At 70.0% G+C, this 18,767-nt stretch carries 20 protein-coding genes; 13 read left to right on the top strand and 7 right to left on the bottom strand.

Annotated elements, in window-relative coordinates; all coding sequences use genetic code 11:
• Position 1: 1 nt before the first annotated feature.
• From AB0E94_RS25245 to AB0E94_RS25235, 3 genes are all read left to right on the top strand, one after another.
• A complete protein-coding gene (locus tag AB0E94_RS25245; protein ID WP_360330190.1) occupies positions 2-1,180 on the top strand; it encodes an AAA family ATPase in 1,179 nt (392 codons plus the stop codon).
• Positions 1,170-2,387: a VWA-like domain-containing protein gene (locus AB0E94_RS25240; RefSeq protein ID WP_360330187.1), complete on the top strand. Its 1,218-nt coding sequence runs from the start codon at positions 1,170-1,172 to the stop codon at positions 2,385-2,387. The genes AB0E94_RS25245 and AB0E94_RS25240 overlap by 11 nt, the downstream gene beginning before the upstream one ends.
• 79 nt (positions 2,388-2,466) lie before the next feature.
• Positions 2,467-3,201: a hypothetical protein gene (locus tag AB0E94_RS25235; protein WP_360330185.1), complete on the top strand. Its 735-nt coding sequence runs from the start codon at positions 2,467-2,469 to the stop codon at positions 3,199-3,201.
• Between the two features lie 3 nt (positions 3,202-3,204).
• On the opposite strand, the gene AB0E94_RS25230 is transcribed toward AB0E94_RS25235, so the two are convergent.
• Positions 3,205-3,633, bottom strand: coding sequence for a hypothetical protein (locus tag AB0E94_RS25230; protein WP_360330182.1), 429 nt, complete (start codon positions 3,631-3,633; stop codon positions 3,205-3,207).
• 468 nt (positions 3,634-4,101) lie between these two features.
• Positions 4,102-4,374, bottom strand: a complete 273-nt coding sequence (locus AB0E94_RS25225; protein WP_360330180.1) for a hypothetical protein — start codon at positions 4,372-4,374, stop codon at positions 4,102-4,104.
• Between the two features lie 153 nt (positions 4,375-4,527).
• Here AB0E94_RS25225 and AB0E94_RS25220 point away from each other — a divergent pair, with 153 nt between their 5' ends.
• From AB0E94_RS25220 to AB0E94_RS25200, 5 genes are all read left to right on the top strand, one after another.
• Positions 4,528-5,343: an oxygenase MpaB family protein gene (locus tag AB0E94_RS25220; protein ID WP_360330178.1), complete on the top strand. Its 816-nt coding sequence runs from the start codon at positions 4,528-4,530 to the stop codon at positions 5,341-5,343.
• A gap of 9 nt (positions 5,344-5,352) precedes the next feature.
• Positions 5,353-5,958: a DUF6230 family protein gene (locus AB0E94_RS25215; RefSeq protein WP_360330176.1), complete on the top strand. Its 606-nt coding sequence runs from the start codon at positions 5,353-5,355 to the stop codon at positions 5,956-5,958.
• On the top strand, positions 5,949-7,514 hold the full coding sequence (locus AB0E94_RS25210) for a DUF6114 domain-containing protein (protein ID WP_360330173.1): 1,566 nt from the start codon (positions 5,949-5,951) through the stop codon (positions 7,512-7,514). Before AB0E94_RS25215 ends, AB0E94_RS25210 begins: the two co-directional genes overlap by 10 nt.
• A 245-nt stretch (positions 7,515-7,759) precedes the next feature.
• Positions 7,760-8,305, top strand: coding sequence for a hypothetical protein (locus AB0E94_RS25205; RefSeq protein ID WP_360330170.1), 546 nt, complete (start codon positions 7,760-7,762; stop codon positions 8,303-8,305).
• Position 8,306: 1 nt separating this feature from the next.
• The gene (locus tag AB0E94_RS25200) at positions 8,307-9,017 is read left to right on the top strand and encodes a hypothetical protein (protein WP_360330167.1); all 711 of its coding nucleotides are present in this window, start codon (positions 8,307-8,309) and stop codon (positions 9,015-9,017) included.
• A gap of 175 nt (positions 9,018-9,192) precedes the next feature.
• Here AB0E94_RS25200 and lepB read toward each other — a convergent pair whose 3' ends face one another.
• On the bottom strand, positions 9,193-9,846 hold the full coding sequence (gene lepB, locus AB0E94_RS25195; RefSeq protein ID WP_360330164.1) for a signal peptidase I: 654 nt from the start codon (positions 9,844-9,846) through the stop codon (positions 9,193-9,195).
• Positions 9,847-9,911: 65 nt separating this feature from the next.
• On the opposite strand from lepB, the gene AB0E94_RS25190 reads away from it, so the two are divergent.
• The 3 genes from AB0E94_RS25190 (at position 9,912) to AB0E94_RS25180 (ending at position 14,879) form a co-directional block, all read left to right on the top strand.
• A complete protein-coding gene (locus AB0E94_RS25190) occupies positions 9,912-10,457 on the top strand; it encodes a PadR family transcriptional regulator (protein ID WP_360330161.1) in 546 nt (181 codons plus the stop codon).
• Positions 10,458-10,469: 12 nt separating this feature from the next.
• Positions 10,470-12,167 carry an acyl-CoA dehydrogenase family protein gene (locus AB0E94_RS25185; protein ID WP_360330159.1) on the top strand — a complete coding sequence of 566 codons (1,698 nt, stop codon included), beginning with the start codon at positions 10,470-10,472 and terminating at the stop codon, positions 12,165-12,167.
• Between the two features lie 414 nt (positions 12,168-12,581).
• Positions 12,582-14,879 carry a bifunctional diguanylate cyclase/phosphodiesterase gene (locus tag AB0E94_RS25180; protein WP_360330156.1) on the top strand — a complete coding sequence of 766 codons (2,298 nt, stop codon included), beginning with the start codon at positions 12,582-12,584 and terminating at the stop codon, positions 14,877-14,879.
• Here the strand turns inward: AB0E94_RS25180 and AB0E94_RS25175 are convergent.
• Positions 14,811-15,800 carry a WYL domain-containing protein gene (locus tag AB0E94_RS25175; protein ID WP_360330153.1) on the bottom strand — a complete coding sequence of 330 codons (990 nt, stop codon included), beginning with the start codon at positions 15,798-15,800 and terminating at the stop codon, positions 14,811-14,813. The genes AB0E94_RS25180 and AB0E94_RS25175 overlap by 69 nt on opposite strands.
• Positions 15,801-15,894: 94 nt before the next feature.
• Between AB0E94_RS25175 and AB0E94_RS25170 the strand changes: the two genes are divergently transcribed.
• On the top strand, positions 15,895-16,308 hold the full coding sequence (locus AB0E94_RS25170) for a DUF1761 domain-containing protein (protein WP_360330150.1): 414 nt from the start codon (positions 15,895-15,897) through the stop codon (positions 16,306-16,308).
• A 4-nt stretch (positions 16,309-16,312) separates the two neighbouring features.
• On the opposite strand, the gene AB0E94_RS25165 is transcribed toward AB0E94_RS25170, so the two are convergent.
• Together AB0E94_RS25165 and AB0E94_RS25160 are read right to left on the bottom strand one after the other, a co-directional pair.
• Positions 16,313-16,642, bottom strand: a complete 330-nt coding sequence (locus AB0E94_RS25165; RefSeq protein ID WP_360330147.1) for a hypothetical protein — start codon at positions 16,640-16,642, stop codon at positions 16,313-16,315.
• A 27-nt stretch (positions 16,643-16,669) separates the two neighbouring features.
• On the bottom strand, positions 16,670-17,071 hold the full coding sequence (locus AB0E94_RS25160) for a nuclear transport factor 2 family protein (RefSeq protein ID WP_360330144.1): 402 nt from the start codon (positions 17,069-17,071) through the stop codon (positions 16,670-16,672).
• Between the two features lie 154 nt (positions 17,072-17,225).
• Between AB0E94_RS25160 and AB0E94_RS25155 the strand changes: the two genes are divergently transcribed.
• The gene (locus AB0E94_RS25155) at positions 17,226-17,813 is read left to right on the top strand and encodes a TetR/AcrR family transcriptional regulator (RefSeq protein ID WP_360330142.1); all 588 of its coding nucleotides are present in this window, start codon (positions 17,226-17,228) and stop codon (positions 17,811-17,813) included.
• Here AB0E94_RS25155 and AB0E94_RS25150 read toward each other — a convergent pair.
• A complete protein-coding gene (locus AB0E94_RS25150) occupies positions 17,802-18,533 on the bottom strand; it encodes a YwiC-like family protein (RefSeq protein ID WP_360330139.1) in 732 nt (243 codons plus the stop codon). The genes AB0E94_RS25155 and AB0E94_RS25150 overlap by 12 nt on opposite strands.
• Positions 18,534-18,767: the final 234 nt, after the last annotated feature.

The following is an 18,767-nucleotide window of genomic DNA, read 5'->3' as shown; positions in this document are numbered from 1 at the left end:
CATGACTGCCGGCCTCGATGCCGCCGACGCCCTGCTGCGCCGCATCCGTTCCACCCGGACCGAGCCGGTCACCGACCACCGGGCCGCGGCCCTCGCCCTGTGCGTCGCGGCCAACCTGCCGGTGCTGCTGTGGGGCGAGCCCGGCATCGGCAAGTCGGCGACGCTCGGTCAGCTCGCCGAGGGCCTCGACGTGCCGTTGGAGACGGTGATCGCCAGCGTGCACGAGCCGTCCGATTTCGCCGGCCTGCCGATCGTCGGCGACGACCCGGCGGTCCAGGGCGTCCCGATGGCCCCGCCCGACTGGGCCGTCCGGCTCGCCCGCCGTGGCCGTGGCCTGCTGTTCTTCGACGAGTTGTCGTCCGCGCCACCGGCTGTGCAGGCGGCGCTGCTCCGGGTCGTCCTGGAGCGCCGGGTCGGCAGCCTGACCCTGCCCGACGAGGTGCGGATCGTCGCGGCCGCCAACCCGCCGTCGTCGGCGGCCGACGGCTGGCATCTGAGCCCGCCACTGGCCAACCGCTTCGTCCACCTGCACTGGGCCCATGACCCTCGGGTCGTCGCCCGCGGCCTGGCCGGGGTGTGGCCCCGCATCGACGTGCCGGTGGTCGCCGCCGACCGGGCCGACAGCGCCCTGGCTCGCGCCCGTGGGGCGATCGCCGGTTTCCTCACCGCCCGGCCCGGTCTCACCCACCACCTGCCAGCCGACGCCGAGGCCCGGGGTGGTGCCTGGCCTTCGCCGCGTACCTGGGACATGGTGTTGCGCCTGCTCGTCTTCCACTTCTGTGCCGGCACCAGCCGGGAGGCCCTGGCCACCGCCGTCATCGGCGCGGTCGGTGACGGTGCCGGCCTGGAGCTGACCACCTACCTGGAGGAGCTCGACCTGCCCGACCCGGAGCGGGTCCTCGCCAATCCGGAGGCGTTCGCCCTCCCCGAGCGCGGTGACCGGCAGTTGGCGTTTCTCACCGCGGTGGTCGCCGCCATCGAGGCGAGGGTCACCCGGGAGCGCTGGGAGGCGGGCTGGACGGTGCTGGCCAAGGCGGTCGACGCCGGGGTTCCCGATGTGGCCGCCCGCGCCGCGTTCGACCTGGCCCGCATGCGGGAGCCGGCCTGGCCGGTGCCGGCCTCGATCGACGCGTTCCTCGGCGTGCTCACCGCTTCCGGATTGCTGACCGGTGGCTCCTGACCCGCCAGATGGCACGCCCGAGTCTGCTGCGGCTTCGCTGGACCGGACGAAGCTGCTCGCCGCCCGGTTGAAAGCGGCCGGGTCCCAGCCCTATCTGGCGTCCGCTCTCTACAGCCTCACGGTGGTGCCGAGCCGGGAGGTGCCGACGATGGGGGTGGACCGGCACTGGCGTTGTTATGTGAATCCGGTGTTCGTCGAGGAGACCCCGGTGCACGAGCTGGCCGCGGTCTGGGTGCACGAGGTCGCCCACCTGCTGCGTGACCATCACGGGCGGGCCGCTCTGTTGACGCCCGAGCTGCGGCATGACCACCACCGGGTCAACATCGCGCAGGACTGCGAGATCAACGACGACATCTCGTCGCTGCCGTCGAACGCGTTGCGCCCGGCGACGTTCGGCCTGCCGGACGGGCAGATGTTCGAGCAGTATCTGCCCGCCATCCCACCGACTCCGCACCATCCGGAGTGCGGGTCGGGGGCGCACGGCCGGCGGATGCCGTGGGAGTTGTCCGACGCGGCCCGGGTCAGCGCGGTCGAGGCGGCTGCGATCCGGCGGCAGGCCGCCAACGAGATGCGGGCCCACGCGAAGGCGCGGGGGCGGATTCCGGCCGGCTGGCGCCGCTGGGCCGACGACATCCTGGAACCGACGGTGGACTGGCGGCGGGCGCTGACCGGCGCGGTCCGGGAGGCCGCGTCCTGGGCGTCCGGGGCGGTCGACTACACCTATCAGCGTCCGTCCCGGCGCGGGGCGGCCGTGTCACGGGTGGTCTTCCCGAGCCTGCGCCGCCCGATGCCACGGGTGGCCGTGGTGGTCGACACGTCCGGTTCGATGGGTGGCGACGAGTTGCGGGCGGTTCTCGGCGAGGTCGCCGGGGTGCTGCGCGCCGTCGGTATCGGGCGTAACCGGGTGACGGTTCTGGCCTGTGACGCCGATGTGCACGAGGTTCGCCGGGTCAACACGGTCGGTGATGTGGTGCTGGCCGGTGGCGGCGGCACCGACATGCGGGTCGGCATCGATCAGGCGCTGCGTGCCCAGGAACGGCCGCACATCGTCATCGTCCTGACCGACGGTTACACTCCGTGGCCGGACGGCCGGCCCGGCAATGTGCGGGTGATCGCCGGTCTGGTCGGCGAGGGCGCCGAGCCGCCACCGTCCTGGATCGAGACCGTCGCCATCCCGCTCGACCAGATCACCGGAGGGGGCGGATGATCGGCGTGCCGGGTACCGGTCGTGGCGTCGTTGGTGGCAGATTGGCCATCGCCAATCGATGACGTGATCGGAGCAGTGGATGGGGCCGTGGCGAGCCGGCGGGGCGATCTGCTTGGTGGGCGTCGGCGTGGCGGTTGCGACAGTGGGCCCGGAAGGTCTCCGTAGCGGGGCGCTGACCGTCGCCGAGAACATCGACGTCGTCATTCTGGCCGTCGCGTTGCTCGTCTTTCTGACGCTCGCCGCGCCGAAGGGGACATTGCGTGCGCCTCTGCTGCTGGCGGCGTTGGCGGTGCCGTTCCTGGCGTCCCGGTTCGGGCTGCTGACCGTTCGTAACGTCCAGGTGGCGGCCGGTGTGATCATGGCCGGGCTGGGCGCGGCGGTGATCCTGTCCGGCTCTCGGCGGGGCCGGGACTGGACGGATCCGGTGCAGCGGCTGACCGCGGCCCTCGTCTCGGGTGATCTCGAACTGCCCCATGGGGTGACTGCGCCGCAGCACGTGACGGTGACGGCTGTCGGCGCGACGGCGATGCTGGACCTCACCCCGGCGGTGGTGACCGACGGCATCGTGGAGATCGCGGTGAACTGTTATGCGGGTCGAGTGGTCCTGCGACTGCCCGACGGAAGGCGAGTGGCGGCCGGACGGGTGCAGCACACGTGGGGCATCAGTTTCGACGGGCGGATCGATCATCCGGTGCCTGTCATGTCCAGCGCCGAGGCCGGGAACGACCTGGCCCCGGGTGCGGCCGGCCCGGACGTCGTGGTCCATGTGATGGGACTCGTCGGCCTGGTCGAACTGGAGGCACGCAAGGGGTGATGCTCAGTTGCTGCTGGTCGGCTCTGAGGCCGGCGAGGGCGACGTGGTGTCCGGTTCGGGATGCTCGTACTTGATGGCGATCTTGCCGTTCTCGTCGTAATCGAGCCCGGTCAGATACGGCCGGCCGTACCGAAGGAAGCGGCTCACCCGCTGGTTCGTCGTGCGTTCCTGTTCCGGAGTCTTCGGCAGCGCCACGTGAAGGTTTCTGAGCATGTCGAATCGGTGCAGGTCATAGGCGGTGGCAAGCAGGGTGCCGTGCTGGCGGGCGGTGACCAGGGCTCCGGCGTAACTGAAGAGGCCGCCGATGAGGAGCCCCACCGGCAACAGCGCCCACCAGCCACCCGTGAAGATCACCGGCGCCGACAGGACGGCGAGGGCCCAGAAGACGACGGTGAAGGCCGCCGCGGTGTCGAGGAGATTGAACTGGGTCACGAGTTCGGCATGCAGGCGAGGGTGGAGGAAGGGATAGAGTCGCGGGAACGTGGTGACGGTGTCGAGGTCGTAGCGTTCTCCCGCGCCGCGCCGCGCGGGCCCGAGCCCGGCTGTGGCGTCGCAGGTGTCGTTCCTTGGCCACTGCCTCCAGCAGTCCGAGCGCCGGCCGGCTGCTCCAGTATCCCTCCAGGAGCTGGACGCCGGCGACGTGCAGAGGCCGGACCAGCACGGCAAGCAGGAAGATCAACGCGACCATGACGGCGCTGCCCACCGGGCCCAGTCTCTCCACGGCGGTGACCAGTGATTCGTACCCTCGTGACACACCTGGCGGCGGTGTGGTCCAGGGATAGATGTTCGCGTTGAAGAGCACGAAGATCATGGCGACCGAGGCTGCGCTGGGCAGGACCGTGACGAGGTAGGCGCCCGCGCCCATGCCTTTGACGCTCTCCGCGCCGAGCCCTCCTACGGTCATCCGGTCCGTCGCCAATCTCTGAGGTTGATGACGCCACTGTGCGGGTGGCTGTTCCGGCACATCTGGAGACCGCGCTTTCTGGCGTAGGCCACCGAGTAGGGCTTGGCCTCGCACCGGGGGTACTCGGTGCACTTCCACACCAGGTCGTCACGGCCGGGCTGGCCCCGGGTCTGGTGGTAGGAGCCGAGCGCGATGACACTCAACATCCAGGCGTGGCCGGCGGCGCGGAGCGTCGACCATGCCGACGCGCTCCGTCCGCTTCTGGTCACGAGATGCAGTATCGCCTCATGTCGATGGGCGTGGGAGTGTCGGAATGGACAGGCGGCCTCTAAGTTAATCGGAAGACTCATGTCAGACTGTGAACATCACGGCATGAGCTGTAATCCTTTCACAAGAAGTTAATCGTGGTTTACATTCTTGGAATGGATGAAGGTCTCTTCGACGACAGCGCGGTCATCCGGCGCGTGGCCCGCGAAGGGCTCCTGCTCGCCGGGGGCGGCCGGGCCACTCTGCTCCAGATCGCACACCCGGGCGTCGCTCAGGGCGTCTACGACCACAGCAACTTCGCCGAACGTCCCCTCGACCGGCTGCGCACCACGATGAGCTACGTGTTCGGCGTGCTCTTCGGCACCGTCGAGGAGGGCCGGGCGATCAGCCGGGCCGTCGTCGCGATGCACCGCAAGGTGACCGGGCCGGGCTACTACGCCGACGACCCCGATCTCCAGGTCTGGGTCAACGCCACCCTCTACGACACCGCGGTCCTGATCTACCAGCGGGTCTTCGGCCCGCTGTCACCGGCCGAGCTGGACGAGTGCTTCCGGCAGTACAGCGTTCTCGCCACCTCGATCGGCTGCCCGGAGGATGCGTGGCCGGCCGACCGCGCCACCTTCGACGCCTACTGGGACCGCACGATCAACACGTTGCGGGTCAGCGACCAGGGCCGGGAGATCGCGGCCGCACTGATGCGGCCGAAGAACATCCCGCTCGTGATGCGCCCCGCCAAGCCACTGAACCGGCTGGTCACCGTCGGTCTGCTGCCGCCGCCGATCCGGGCGCAGTTCGGCTACACCTGGTCGCCGCGGCAGCAGCGGATGTTCGACGGCTTCTTCGGCGTCACGAAGGCCGTCTATCCGCGCCTGCCCGGCAAGGTGCGTGACCTGGTGAAGGACTACTACCTCAACGATCTGCGCCGGCGACTGTCCCGGCGGCGCAACCCCCTCACCGCCGACGGGAGATAGCGGACACCGATGAGAGCAGACGAAGGTCGTACCTCCTGGGGCCGGGCCTGCTGGCTCCTGCTCCCCTCGCTGGCCGTGCTCGGCGGCGTCACCGTCGGCATCGCCGAGGGAGCCCTCGCCGCCTCGTTCGGCGTCTCCGGGCAACAATTCAAAGTCAAAGCCGCAAGCGTCGAGGGTACGGACATCGCCGCGTACCTGGACACGGCGCAGAGCGTCGACGGCACCCACCACCCGGTGATGCTCGCCGGAGTCGGGCAGGCCACGCTGCGCGACGTGTGCACGTCGGCGGTCGTGGCCGTACCCATGGTCGGAAAGATCTCTCTGAAGGTGCTGGGTGGCCGCACCGAACCGATCACCGGGACCAACGTGGTCGCCGACGCGGACGCGCTGTTCGGTGGCGATGGCGTGATCACCGATGTGGAGGCCGGGCGGGACGCGTCCACGCTGGACCGGGTCAAGGGTGTCAGTGGCCCGCCCGGCCGGTTCGGGGTGCAGGCCGGGACGATCCGGACGGCCGACGTGGAGAGCACCGCCTGGTCGGCCAACGGCGGAACCCTGCAACTCGCCGGCGACCTGGAGGTAAGCGTCACCGCCGGTGTGCACGAATGCTTCTGAGCCGGCTGCGTGAGCTGAGCGCCGGGCTGGACGAGCGGGTTCCGGGCCGGGCGGGTTTCCGGCATTGGCGCCGGACCCGCCCGTTCTGGGGTGGGGTGGCCGTCGTTCTGGGCGGCCTGATCATCCTGATGCTGCCGATGGCCCCGCTGCCCGTCATGATCCACGTGGGGATGGCGGCGGTGTCCGGGGTGGCGATCGGCTTGATCCTGATCACGGCCGGCCTGTTCTTCTGGTTCGCGCCGGCCCAGCGTGCGTTCGTCGCGGTGGTCGCCTCGATCTGCGCCCTGGTCTCGGTGGTCACCTCGAACCTGGGCGGCGGCGGCATCGGCGCGCTGCTGGCCCTGGTGGGCGCAGCGATGGCCTTCGGCTGGCGAACCGTCCCGCCCCCGCCCGCCCCGCCCGACCCCGGCGCCGACACGGACCTGATCCCACCGACCGACCACCACGACGTCACCACACCGGACGACCTCGGCGACGTTCGAGCGTCGGACGACGGCGGCGACGTCCGGGCGCCGGACGACGGCGGCGACGTCGGGGCGCCGAGCGGTCCCGGCGGCGTCAGAACGCCGGACGATCGCGGCGATGGAGGAGCGCCGGACCATCGGGAGACCCGGCCGCTGCCGTTTCTCGATGCCGGGCCGGCCGGGCTTCGAGCGTCCGCGCCACCCGATGCCCCGGCGCAGGGTGGCGCACACCGGCGGGTGAGATGGCGGAGTCTGCTGGTCACCGTGCCGGTGGCGGTCGCTGCCGGACTGGTGACCGCGGTCGCCGCCCACCGCCCGCCCCCGGCCGAAGCCGCGCCCGCAGCGGTGTCGACGTGTGTTCCGGTGCCCGGCGCGACCCGGCCGTGGTGGATTCCGGAATGGCTCTGGCTGGCCTGCCCGAACCCGTCCACGAACCCCTCGGCCAGTCCGCCGGCCTCCGCCAGCCCGACGCCGCCCCCGCCTCCGACTTCGGCTCCGGCCGGTGGCAACACCACCGGCGACCCGGGCCCGAGCGCTCCGGCATCGGCGTCCGCTTCCATCTCCGCGTCGGCGTCCGCCTCGGTATCGGCGAGCCCCACGATGACCGCGGCCCCGCGAATGACGAACCCGGGACGGATCACCGCGATCAAGTACGGCGAGAACGTCCCCGAGGTCAGCGCGGACAAACTCATGGCCACCGGATTCACCTTCCGCGGAACCGTGGAACTGCCCACCGACAGCGGCGCCGTGAAGGCGCTCGTCTTCCACGCCGACAACCTGAAGGCCGACAACTACCGGATCCTGACCGGAGACCCCGGCCCCGACCTGCGGCTCGGCATCGACCTGGACATCGACGACGTGGACATCTACGCCACCCACCTGGGCGGCCTGATCACGGTTCCGTACCTGGACGTGCCACTGCTCCCGGTCGAGATAACCGCCGACCTGATCCCCACCTGGCTGCCGCTGAACATCTGGCTCCCCGCCTTCTCCGGCAACGGTGTGAAGGCGGGCCAGGTGTTCATCCGGGCCGGCACGGTCCGCGGAAGCGACCTGTCGGCTGAGGTGGTGGGTTCCCACAGCCACAGCTAGAGGCCAGAGACCAGGACCGCCAGCCGTCGCTGAGCCCTGGAATCCCACACCCATAACCGCGCTGAGGTACGGCCGGTGGTCCTCTGATGCGGAATCTCACAGCTTGATCGTCGGTTTGGCGTGCGGATTTACGATCAACCAGCGGTCGGCGCCACAGCCGGCCGGCACGGGGCAGAAGCGAGGACGGCATGGAAGCGGATGACGCGCCGGCGGGGGCCGCACGCACCCCACGACGAAGAATCGTCGTGGGGTGCGCAGTGCTCGTCGTGCTCGCCGTCTCCGCCGGCGCCTGGTGGGGGCGGCCACGACTCGGCGAGGGCAGCCTGGTCGCCCCCGGGACTGGGATGAGCTGGGCGAATGACGGTGTCGAGGACACCCGCATGATTGTGCGGGGCAAACCTGCCGCTACCGTGACCGCGACTTTCAGCATCCGCAACGACGGCCGTCTGCCGTTCACGGTGACCGGGGCGGACCGCTCCGACGCCGGTGTCTGGCTTTCACGGCAGCAGGTCACGTTCATACCGGGGCTCCCGGTAGATGGTCCGGATCCGACGCCGGTGCGACAGGTGACGGTGGAGCCGGGTGACGAGGCGAGGCTCGTCTGGTCGCTGGACATGCGATGCCAGCCGCCATTGGCCGACGGCGCCTTCATGAGTGTGGAGGCGATCCCGCTCACCGTGAGTACCTGGGGTGTCCCGGCAAGCAGGGAGCTGGTCCTGGAACGGCCGATCACCTTCGCCGGCGACACCACGACGACCACGATGTTGCCGGGCGACTGTGCCGGGGACTGAGGTGCGGCGGCCGATCTCGTGGCGGCGGGTCGTGCAGGCGTCGCTGGCCGCATTGTGGGTGGTGTGGGCCGTCGCGAGTTGGTGGACGGCGCCACGTGAGGCCGACCCGGCGCAGGCGAGAGCCGATCTGGCGGCCGGGCGAATCCAGTCGTACCAGTACGGCGACACCTGGAACGGCGGCACCGGCTTCTCCTGGAATCATCACTCCTCGCTGCGGTCCTGGAGCAGCGACGGGCCGCTTCTGGTCTGGACGACGCCGGGCGGCCGCGTCCACTACACGATCACCGACGACGTCGCCGGGGAGGACTCCGGCACGGACGCCGAGATGCTGAGACGCGAACTGCTCGCATCCGAGGCAGGGCGCGGCGTCCCGACCGGCGCGCTGGCTCCGTTGACGTCGATGAGCGGCGTGCTGATCCTGGCGTTCATCGCGATTCTGCGTTTCGGGCCGGCACCGGTGATCGGTACTCGGTGGTTCTGGTTCTGGGTGGTCCTCGGCGTGCCGCTCGGATTCGGATTCGTGTTCTGGCTCGCCCGGGAACGCCCGTGGCGAACCGCCGCCACTGACTTCTCCGAGGGCGGCGACCGGCGGCGACGGTGGTACGCCGGCTTCGCGATCGGAATCGCAACCACCTTCGGCGCTTCGGTGCTCGTATTCGTGCTGAACGGGGCACTGGGGGAGTGGCTGATTCCCGCCATGCTGCTCGGCTGACGCAGACACCAGCCGTCGCTCAGCACGGGAATGCGGGTGCCGAAAGGCGTGTGAGCGACGGCTGGCGGGCTTCAGTGGGCAGCGCGGGCGCCGAAAGGCGCCTGAGCGACGGCCAGCCGTAGCTCAGCGCGGGAATGCGGGTGCCGAAGGGCGTGTGAGCGACGGCTGGCGGGCTTCAGTGCGGGCGGCGGCGGGTCAGCAGGGCGGCGAGGGCCAGCAGGACTGCGGAGGCGATGAGAGCCGCGGCGGTTCGGGTCAGGGTGGTGGCTGCCCGGTCGGGGAGCGGGTCGAGGTTCACGGCCATCACCCGGCCTCGCACCGAGGAAGCCGGCACGGTTCCGTTGCCGTCGGTCTCCGACGGGGTGCCTGCCGCGGCCCGGGAGTCGAGGGAGACGGCCGGGTTGTCGCCGAGGACGAACAGGCGGCCGTCGCCCACGCGGACCGTGAACGGGGCCGTCCCGGTGCCGACCACCGTTGACTCCGCACCGGTCGCCGGCGGTCCGGTGTCGGCCGATGCCGGCGCCGTGGTGATCCGGGACGCCTTGTCGCAGCAGGTGATGGTTTCCCCGCTGACCGCGGCGACTCGTTTGACCAGCAGATTTTCGCCGTCGAGCAGCACGACGTCGCCGCGGGCGGCATCCTGGGACCAGGTGTCCACCACGACCCGGTCGCCGGGTGTGATCAGCGGGGACATCGAGGCGGTCGGGATCGCGTAGACGCGGTAGCGCAGCAGGAAGAACCCGGCCGAGCCGAGCAGCAGGACGAGCCCGCCGGCGAGCGCGGCGCCACGGGCCCGGCGCAGCACCGGTCCGGAACTCGAAGAGGACATCGAAGAAGATCCTAGCCATTATGCAACTAGTTGCACAGCAACGAAGTGCATAGGATGATGCGGTCATGGCGCTGGAGCACGCGATCCTGGTCTCGCTGCTGGAGCAGCCCGGGTCGGGATATGAGCTGGCCCGGCGGTTCGAGCGTTCGATCGGCCGGTTCTGGACGGCCACCCACCAGCAGATCTACCGCGTCCTCAAGCGGATGGAGGCGGACGGCTGGCTGGTTGCCGAGGAGATCGGCCAGGACGGCCGGCCGGACAAACGGAGTTTCTCGGTGGCCGGCGACGGGCAGGCGGCGCTCGTCGAGTGGCTGCGTGCGCCGGTCCAGCCGGAGGCGGTGCGGCACGAGCTGGCCGTGAAGATCCGCGGCGCCGCCTTCACCGACGACGCCGGGCGCGCCGCGCTGATCGGTGAGGTCGAGCGCTACCGGGCCGAACACGAGTCGCTGCTCCACACGTACCTGAATGGTGAGAAAAGAGATTTTCCTGATCTTGAACGGCTGGACGTCGGCGAGCGCCTTCAGCATGTGGTGCTGCGTGGCGGCATCGCCTACGAGCGGATGCTGCTCGACTGGCTCGACGACGTCCTCGACACGCTCCGCGCACTCTGAGAGGAACGCTCCGTGCTCTTCAATCCGAACACCTACGACCCCGCGCACCTCGACCCGGAGAGCCGCCGGCTGCTGCGGGCGCTCGTCGGCTTCTTCGAGGAGCGGGGCAAGAACGCGCTGGTCAAAAGCTACATCGACCGGGCCTGGTACGACGACTTCCTGGCGTTCTCAGCGAAGGAGGGTCTGTTCGCCACGTTCCTGACGCCGGCTGCCGACGGTGGCGGCGACAAGCGCTGGGACACCGCCCGCAACGCCGCGCTCAGCGAGATCCTCGGCTTCTACGGGCTTGACTACTGGTACACGTGGCAGGTGACCGTTCTCGGTCTCGGCCCGGTGTGGCAGAGCGCCAACTCGCTGGTCAAGAGGAGGGCCGCGGACCTGCTCGACGAGGGTCACGTGATGGCGTTCGCGCTGTCCGAGCGCAGCCACGGCGCCGACATCTACGCCACCGACATGATCCTCACGCCGACCGGCGACGGCGGGTTCACCGCCAGCGGCACCAAGTACTACATCGGCAACGGCAACGTGGCCGGGCTGGTCTCGGTGTTCGGCCGCCGCAGCGACGTCGAGGGCCCGGACGGCTATGTGTTCTTCGCCGCCGACAGCCGGCACGAGAACTACCGCCTGATCAAGAACGTCGTGAACAAACAGATGTACGTCAGCACGTTCGAGTTGATTGACTATCCAGTCAATGCAGTAGATGTACTGCACACCGGCAAGAGTGCATTCGATGCTGCACTCAATACAGTCAACGTGGGCAAGTTCAACCTGTGCACGGCCGCGATCGGCATCTGCGAGCACGCCATGTACGAGGCCGTCACCCACGCCCACCAGCGCATTCTGTATGGCAAGCCGGTCACCGCGTTCCCGCATGTCCGGCGGGAGCTGACCGACGCGTACGCGCGGCTCGTCGCCATGAAGCTGTTCAGTGACCGGGCCGTCGACTACTTCCGCAGTGCCGGGCCCGACGATCGCCGCTATCTGCTGTTCAACCCGATGACGAAGATGAAGGTCACCACCGAGGGCGAGAAGGTCGTCGACCTGATGTGGGACGTGATCGCGGCCAAGGGCTTCGAGGCGGACACCTACTTCGACAAGGCGGCGATGGACATCCGTGGCCTGCCCAAGCTCGAGGGCACGGTGCACGTCAACCTGGCGCTGATCCTCAAGTTCATGCCGAACTACCTGTTCAACCCCACGACGGAGTACGCGCCGGTGCCGGCCCGGCAGGACCCGGCCGACGACGAGTTCCTGTTCCGGCAGGGGCCGGCGCGCGGTCTCGGGGCCATCCGGTTCCATGATTGGCGGACCGCGTACGACACACACGCCGCTCTGCCGAACGTCGCCCGGTTCCGGGAGCAGGCCGACGCGTTCTGTGACCTGCTGCGCAAGCACGCCCCGACCGAGGAACAGCAGAAGGACCTCGACTTCCTGCTGTCGGTCGGGCACCTGTTCGCGCTGATCGTCTACGGACAGCTGATCCTGGAGAAGGGCGGCGTCGACGAGGCGCTGCTCGACGAGATCTTCGCGATTCTGGTGCGTGACTTCTCCGGCTACCTGACCGAGCTGCACGGCAAGAGCGCCACCACACCGGAGCAGGCGGCATGGGCGCTCGCCACGATCCGCCGCCCGGTCGCCGACGCCGCCCGCGACGACGCGGTCTGGCAGCAGGTCCTCGCCCTGGTCGGCGCCTACGAGATGCGCCCGTGAGATGCGCCTATGAGGTGCGCCCGTGAGGTGCGCCCGTGAGATGCGCCCGTGAGGTGCGCCCGTGAGATGCGCCCGTGAGGATGCGCCTCTGAGATGCGGCCCTGCGACGCGCCGGTGAGATGCCGCGGTGAGGTGCGGCCGTGAAAAGACGCCCGTGAGATGCGTCCCTGAGGTACGCCTCTGAGAGGCGAGGGTCCGTCGGGTGCAGCCAATGTGGACATTCGTTGGATGCGCCCGACGTCACCCTGCGTTCATGATTCGGCCCGGGCCTGTCGAAACTGTGACGGCCCGCTTCCGGCGAACGGCCGGCGAGCGACCGGGCCGGGGCCGGTAATCAGCTGTTTACCTGCGGATCTCTCCGATCCCGGCACGCCCGTCCGATACAGCGGTGGAGCGCCAGGGAAAGGATGATCGTTGACCGACACGCAACCGGCTGCGCGGCCGGTCGACCATCTGCGCCACGATCCGGTGCTGCGCGGGCTGATCGGGTTCACTCTTCTCGGTTGCCTGCTGTTCTTCCTGCTCAGCGGGCAGCCGATGCGTCAGGTCCAGGTCTTCTGGCTGGTGCAGGTGCCCCTCGACGTGGCTCTCGCGCTCGGCGGATGGCGACTGCGGCGGCTCGCCCACGAGCGCTACCGCCGCTTCTGGTCGATGATCGGTTTCGCCGGCGCGGCGTTCACGGTCGGTGACACGTACCATGCCCTCCAGGTTTTGATCTTGCCCGGTGAGCCGTCGCTCACCGGAGGAATCGTGCAGACGGTGTTCTTCGCCATCGGCATGTGCAGCAACGTGGTCGCCTGCCTGATCTTCCCGCAGGGTCTGCGGACCGCCCGCGAACGGTTCGTCTTCTGGCTCGACGCGGCCACCGTGCTGGTCGGCGGGGGCGTGGTCGCCTGGTGTTTCGCGTTCAACCCGCTCGACGGCGGGACCGACCGGGTCAACGCGAGCGTCACGGCGGCGCTGGTGCTGGTCGCGACGTTCTCCGCGACCAAGGTCGCGCTCATCCGCCATCCGCCGATGGCGCGGATCGCGGCCTGGCCGATGGTCTGCGCGGCGATGGTCCAGGGCATCAGCACGTTGCTGCCAGGCGACTTCCAAAGCCTTGATCATGCGTACGTGTACGCGATCCGCCTGCTGCCGAGCCTCCTGATCGCGATCGGCCCGTGGATCCAGGTCATCGTGCTGCGCGTCGGGGACCCGCGGTACACCGCCAAGCGCCGCCCCTACAGCCTCCTGCCGTACGGGATGATCGCGGTCACCTTCGTGGTGTTCTTCCAGATGCTCCCGAACGCCGCGTCGTCGCAGCTGGTCGGCGCGACCATCGGCGTCGTGGTGATCACCTTCCTGGTCGCCGGCCGTCAGCTGGTCGCCTTCCACGACAACATGAAGCTGATCAGCCGTCTCGACGTGGCCCTCGGCGAGTTGCGTGACCAGGCCCTCTTCGACGGGCTGACCGGCCTGGCGAACCGCACCCACTTCAGCGCCGAGACCGCCCGACTGCTCACCGTCGACTCGTCCCTGCTGCTGATCGACCTGGACGACTTCAAGACGGTCAACGACACGATGGGCCACGCGGCGGGTGACTCGCTGCTGAAGGTCGTCGCGTCCCGGCTGCGTGACGCGGCCGGCGACGACGGGATGGTGTGCCGGCTGGGCGGCGACGAGTTCGCGCTGCTGCTGCCGGGCGCCGGACCGGAGGGCGCCCGGATGGTCGCCGCCGAGATCCTGCGGCTGCTCGCCGAGCCGATCGTGCTGCTCCAGCACACCCTGACCACCCGGGCCAGCATCGGCCTGACCGCCGCCCGCCCCGGCGAGGACCCGTCGACCCTGCTGGCCAACGCCGACATCGCCATGTACGAGGCGAAACGCCGTGGCAAGGGCCAGTGGATCGCCTACACCGACGAGATGGGCGCCCGGATCAGCGCCGAGGCGGTCCTGATCCGCGAGCTCGATCAAGCCGTCGAACGCGACGAGTTCACCCTGCTCTACCAGCCGATCGTGCGGCTGTGCGACGGCCGGCTGACGGGTGTCGAGTCCCTGATCCGCTGGAACCATCCGGTCCGGGGCCTGGTGCCGCCGGTCGAGTTCATCCCGATCGCCGAACGCACCGGGCAGATCGTGGCGATCGGCCGGTGGGTGCTGCGGCAGGCGTGCCGGCAGGGCGCCGCGTGGCTGGCCACGTTCCCGGGAGAGGTCCCGCTCCAGGTCGGCGTCAACGTGGCCGGGCCGCAGCTGCGCGACCCCGGCCTGGTCGCCGACGTCGCCGCGGTCCTGGCCGAGACCGGTCTGCCGGCCGGCAGCCTGGTCATCGAGGTCACCGAGACCGCCGTGCTGGACGACGAGCAGTCACACGCCACGATGCTCGCGCTGCGGGCGCTCGGGGTGAAGCTGGCGCTGGACGACTTCGGCACCGCTGCATCGTCGCTGGGTCTGCTGCTCACCTGCCCGGTGAACTCGCTGAAACTGGACCGGTCGTTCGTCGAGTCGATCACCACGGTCAGCCGGCAGGCGGCGGTCGCCACCGCGGTCAGTCAGATGGCGGCGGCACTGGAGTTCGGGTCGGTGGCCGAGGGGATCGAGACCGCGGAGCAGCGTGATCTGCTGCGCGGGCTCGGGTACGAGTACGGGCAGGGCTATCTCTACTCACGGCCGGTCCCGGCCGACCGGATCAGCGAGCTGCGCATCCGCGGGCTGGCCGCCGCCTCGTCGTAGCCGGTCACCGAGCCGGAGCACCGCCTCGGTCAGCTCGGCCGGGGCGACCACCTCGAAGTCGGCGTCGAACCTGGCCACAGCGGCGGCCAGGCCGGTCCACGACCAGGAGCCCAGGGTCAGGCGGCAGCGTTCGCCGTCCAGTTCCTCGACGACGGCGTCACCGGCGAAGGGCGCCACCGACGCGGCCGGCCGGTGCAGGATCACCGTGCCCCGGCAGGGCCAGTCGCCCGAGGCGTCGACCGCGCCCCGGAAGACGCCTGTCAGGTATCCGGCGACGTCGCCGCCGGGCAGCTCGCGCGGGGTGAACCGTGGCCCGTTCGGGGAACGCGGGGTGATCCGGTCGGCGCGGAACGTCCGCCAGTCGTCACGGTCGCTGTCCCAGGCGATCAGGTACCAGCGGCCGGCCCGGGTCACCAGGTGATGCGGCTCGGTGCGGCGGACGTGGTCGCCGTAGTCGAAGCGGAACACGGCCCGGGCGTGGACCGCGGCACTGATCGCCATCAGCACGTCCGGCGCCGGCTGCTCGGCTGGACGGTCGGCGGCGGTCACCCGTACCGCATCGATCTGATGCCGTAACCGGGACGGCATCACCTGCCGCACCGTGTGCAACGCCCGCGCGGCGGCCTCGCCCGTCGTGCTGCCCGGGGTGGTCGCCGCGATCTGGAGCGCGATGGCCAGGGCGACGGCCTGCTCGTCGTCGAAGAGCAGCGGCGGCAGGTCGGCGCCCGCGCCCAGCCGGTAGCCGCCGTCCGGGCCCTTCATCGCGGCGATCGGATAGCCCAGCTCCCGCAGCCGGTCGACGTCGCGGCGAACGGTGCGCAGGCTGATCCCGAGACGGTCGGCCAGCAGGGTGCCCGGCCAGTCACGGCGAGCCTGCAACAACGACAGCAGGGCCAGCAGGCGGGCGGAGGTCTTCGGCATGTCCGGAAGTCTGCCCGTAGTAGGTGACACTTCCTGGCACCTACTGCTGCGAATCTTCTGCTCGACCCCTTCGAGAAGTAGTGGAGACAGCAGCATGTTCGACGTCCTGGGCGACCTTGACTGGATCGGGATCCTGGTCGGATTCCTCGCGTTCACCCTGCTCGGCGGCGCCTGGTTCGCCGGGCTGTTCCCCGCCGCGTACAACCGTTCCCTCGGCCGCGACCCGAAGGCCAAGCCGGACCCGACCCCGCTGTTCTTCGCCGGCCCACCGCTGACCTGCCTGGTCATCACGATCACCACGGCGATCCTGATGGCCGCCCTGAAGATCGAGACGTACGGCGACGGGCTGCTGCTCGGCGGACTCGTCGGCGCCGGCTACCTGACCGCGAACACGGTGAACATCGCGATCAACCCGAACTTCCCGCGCCCGCTGCTCTACGCGGCGATCTCCGGCGGCTACAACATCCTCGGCAGCCTGATCGTCAGCGCGCTTCTGGTGGCCCTCTGAGCTGTCAGGACAGGCCCTCGACGAGCGCCGATCCGACGATCGTCACCGGAAGAGCCGAGCTGGCGATCACGAGGACCACGCCGAGGGCGGCGGCCAGCCAGGCCCGGCCGGTGCTGCGGGCCCGGCCGGCGCGGACGCACAACCAGATCGCGATCGGGTACGCGATCAGCGCCGGCACCCCGAACACGTAGATCTGGATCGGCATCGGGGAGTCCGCCATGACGGCCATCGTCGAGAAGAACACCGCGGACGGCACCCCACAGATCCCGACCACGCTGATGACGATGAACAGGAGGGCATGGGGGAGCCGGGACGGCGGCGCATGTCGATCCACGACGGCGACCCTAGCGATCGACCGCAATCACGCCATGACGCTGTCGAACTCCCAGTAGGCGCGCAGGGCGGCGAGCCGGCCGGCGCCGTCGCTGCGGTAGGTGAAGACGCCGTGCACCTGGACGGTGTGGCCGCCGGCCATGGTGATGTGGATCGTCCCGACGTCGGCCACCTCGTCGCCGCACAGGTAGGAGCGCTCGATCTCGAAACGCATCCGCTCCACCTGGCCGATCACGGTGTCGTAGAAACCCGCGATGGCCTCGGCGCCGCGATGCCCGGTCCCGTCCGGGCAGAGCGGCGACGGGCCGATCGGGTCCTCCACCACGGCGTCGTCGGCGAACAGGCCGAGCCACGTCTCGCGGTCCTTCACCCCGGCCGCGGCCTGGGATCGGCGGGCCAGGTCACGGGCGGTCAGAACGGCAGAGTCCATGCCAACGAGACTAGAACGTGTTCTAGTTGGGGGCAATCCTCGGTGAGGCGCCGCCTCAGCCCGTGAGGCGCCTTGGCGGGCCGGACGGGCCGCCCGCGTCGCGCTGTGGCCACGGTGCTTCGAGTAGGCCGTACCCAATGATTAAGGTTTCAAGGTGCCTCGCGTCTCCGAAGCCCACCTCGCCGCCCGCCGCCAGCAGATCCTCGACGCCGCGGCGCGGTGTTTCGTGCGCAACGGGTTCCATCAGACGTCCATGCAGGACGTCATCAAGGAGGCGGGCCTTTCGGTCGGCGCGTTCTACAGGTATTTCAAGAGCAAGAACGAGCTGATCACGGCCATCGCCGGGGAGAAGATCACCGCGGTCACCGGGGTCCTCGACGGGCTGCTCGTGCTCGACCCGATGCCGACCATCCCGGAGATCCTCGACCGGCTGCTCGAGTTGATCGACGCCGCCGCGGTCGAGGACGGCACGATCCGCATCGCCGTGCAGGTGTGGGGCGAGGCGGTGCACGATCCCGAGGTCGGCGCGCTGGTCGCCGAGATCTACGGCCGCGTCCGCGACCGGGCGGTGCGCACCGCCGAGCGTGCTCAGGAGACCGGCCAGATCCCGCCGGACGCCGACCCGCAGGGCATCGGCGCGGCCTTCTTCGGCCTGGTCCAGGGCTACATCCTGCAACGGATCCTGCTCGGCAACGTCGACCGCCAGCTGTATATGAACGGTGTCCGTGCACTAATCGGCTAGCACCGCCGCCACCAGCACCAGCACGCTCGCGCCGATCTCCACGAAACCGACCTGCTTCGGCGTCAGCGGCCGCCCGGGCAGCAGCCAGGCCCGCCCCAGCAGACCGGCGAAGACCACCGCGGCGAAGGCGTCGATCACCGTCGCCGCGGCGAGTGCCACCAGGTGATACCCGATCGAGGCCCAGCGGTACGGGACAGAGCCGCGCTCCCGGATCATCGTCTTGACGAACAGCACCGTGCCGGTGAAATAGAGCAGCACCACGGCGAACGGCCGCCAGTCAGGTGTGGACCCGGCGACCACCGCGACGACGGGCACCATGAGGCAGCTCTGCACCACCGACGCGAGATCGTTGACCAGGGCGCGTTCCTGCCGCCGCCACGCGAACCAGGCGTTGACCGCGAGCAGGACGGCGTAGGCGGGCGCGAACCACAGCAGCGCCGGCCGGGCCACCACCACCGGCACGGCCAGCACCACCGTGACCGGCGCGTAGAGGGTGATCTGCGGGCGGAACCGGCTCAGTCGCCGCGTCTTGATCGTCTGGAGCACGTAGTACGACAGCAGGTAGCCGGCGATCCACGCGCCCAGCAGCGGCAGGTCCGGCCAGGCGAACCCGGACACCAGCACCCCGGCCAGGTAGGGGAGCAGCAGCATCGCCCACGCGCCGTGCTGCGGCGGGACGTACTGGCGGCGGCGGGCCCGCGCCGTCGTGGTCACCTTCATGTACCCGAAGTTATGGTCCCAAGAGGGCGTTCGGCAGGGCCCTTCGGCCCCTGAACAGACCCGCGATGATCAGCTAGCCTTGCCGTCATGAGCGAGCGGGATGCCCAGCGACGGATGGCCGGTTACCGGTTCGCCGTGCCGATGGCGGGCTCGCATGTGCGGCGGGTGTTCGACGAGCGCTGTCCCAGCCAGCGCGACTGACGCCCCGCCGCCGATCATGCGGAGCCCGGCGTG

It is taken from the genome of Actinoplanes sp. NPDC026670 (assembly GCF_040638175.1).
In the GTDB taxonomy this organism is placed as follows: domain Bacteria; phylum Actinomycetota; class Actinomycetes; order Mycobacteriales; family Micromonosporaceae; genus Actinoplanes.
Note: the sequence above shows the minus strand (reverse complement) of the source record. Positions and strands in the feature narration are given on the sequence as shown.

Excerpts from the sequence above, each read along its gene's own strand:
- AB0E94_RS25245 (WP_360330190.1), top strand. The coding sequence starts at position 2 with ATGACTGCCGGCCTCGATGCCGCCGACGCCCTGCTGCGCCGCATCCGT.
- AB0E94_RS25235 (WP_360330185.1), top strand. The coding sequence starts at position 2,467 with ATGGGGCCGTGGCGAGCCGGCGGGGCGATCTGCTTGGTGGGCGTCGGC.
- AB0E94_RS25220 (WP_360330178.1), top strand. The coding sequence starts at position 4,528 with ATGGATGAAGGTCTCTTCGACGACAGCGCGGTCATCCGGCGCGTGGCC.
- AB0E94_RS25215 (WP_360330176.1), top strand. The coding sequence starts at position 5,353 with ATGAGAGCAGACGAAGGTCGTACCTCCTGGGGCCGGGCCTGCTGGCTC.
- AB0E94_RS25210 (WP_360330173.1), top strand. The coding sequence starts at position 5,949 with ATGCTTCTGAGCCGGCTGCGTGAGCTGAGCGCCGGGCTGGACGAGCGG.
- lepB (WP_360330164.1), bottom strand. The coding sequence starts at position 9,846 with ATGTCCTCTTCGAGTTCCGGACCGGTGCTGCGCCGGGCCCGTGGCGCC.
- AB0E94_RS25190 (WP_360330161.1), top strand. The coding sequence starts at position 9,912 with ATGGCGCTGGAGCACGCGATCCTGGTCTCGCTGCTGGAGCAGCCCGGG.
- AB0E94_RS25175 (WP_360330153.1), bottom strand. The coding sequence starts at position 15,800 with ATGCCGAAGACCTCCGCCCGCCTGCTGGCCCTGCTGTCGTTGTTGCAG.
- AB0E94_RS25170 (WP_360330150.1), top strand. The coding sequence starts at position 15,895 with ATGTTCGACGTCCTGGGCGACCTTGACTGGATCGGGATCCTGGTCGGA.
- AB0E94_RS25160 (WP_360330144.1), bottom strand. The coding sequence starts at position 17,071 with ATGGACTCTGCCGTTCTGACCGCCCGTGACCTGGCCCGCCGATCCCAG.
- AB0E94_RS25150 (WP_360330139.1), bottom strand. The coding sequence starts at position 18,533 with ATGAAGGTGACCACGACGGCGCGGGCCCGCCGCCGCCAGTACGTCCCG.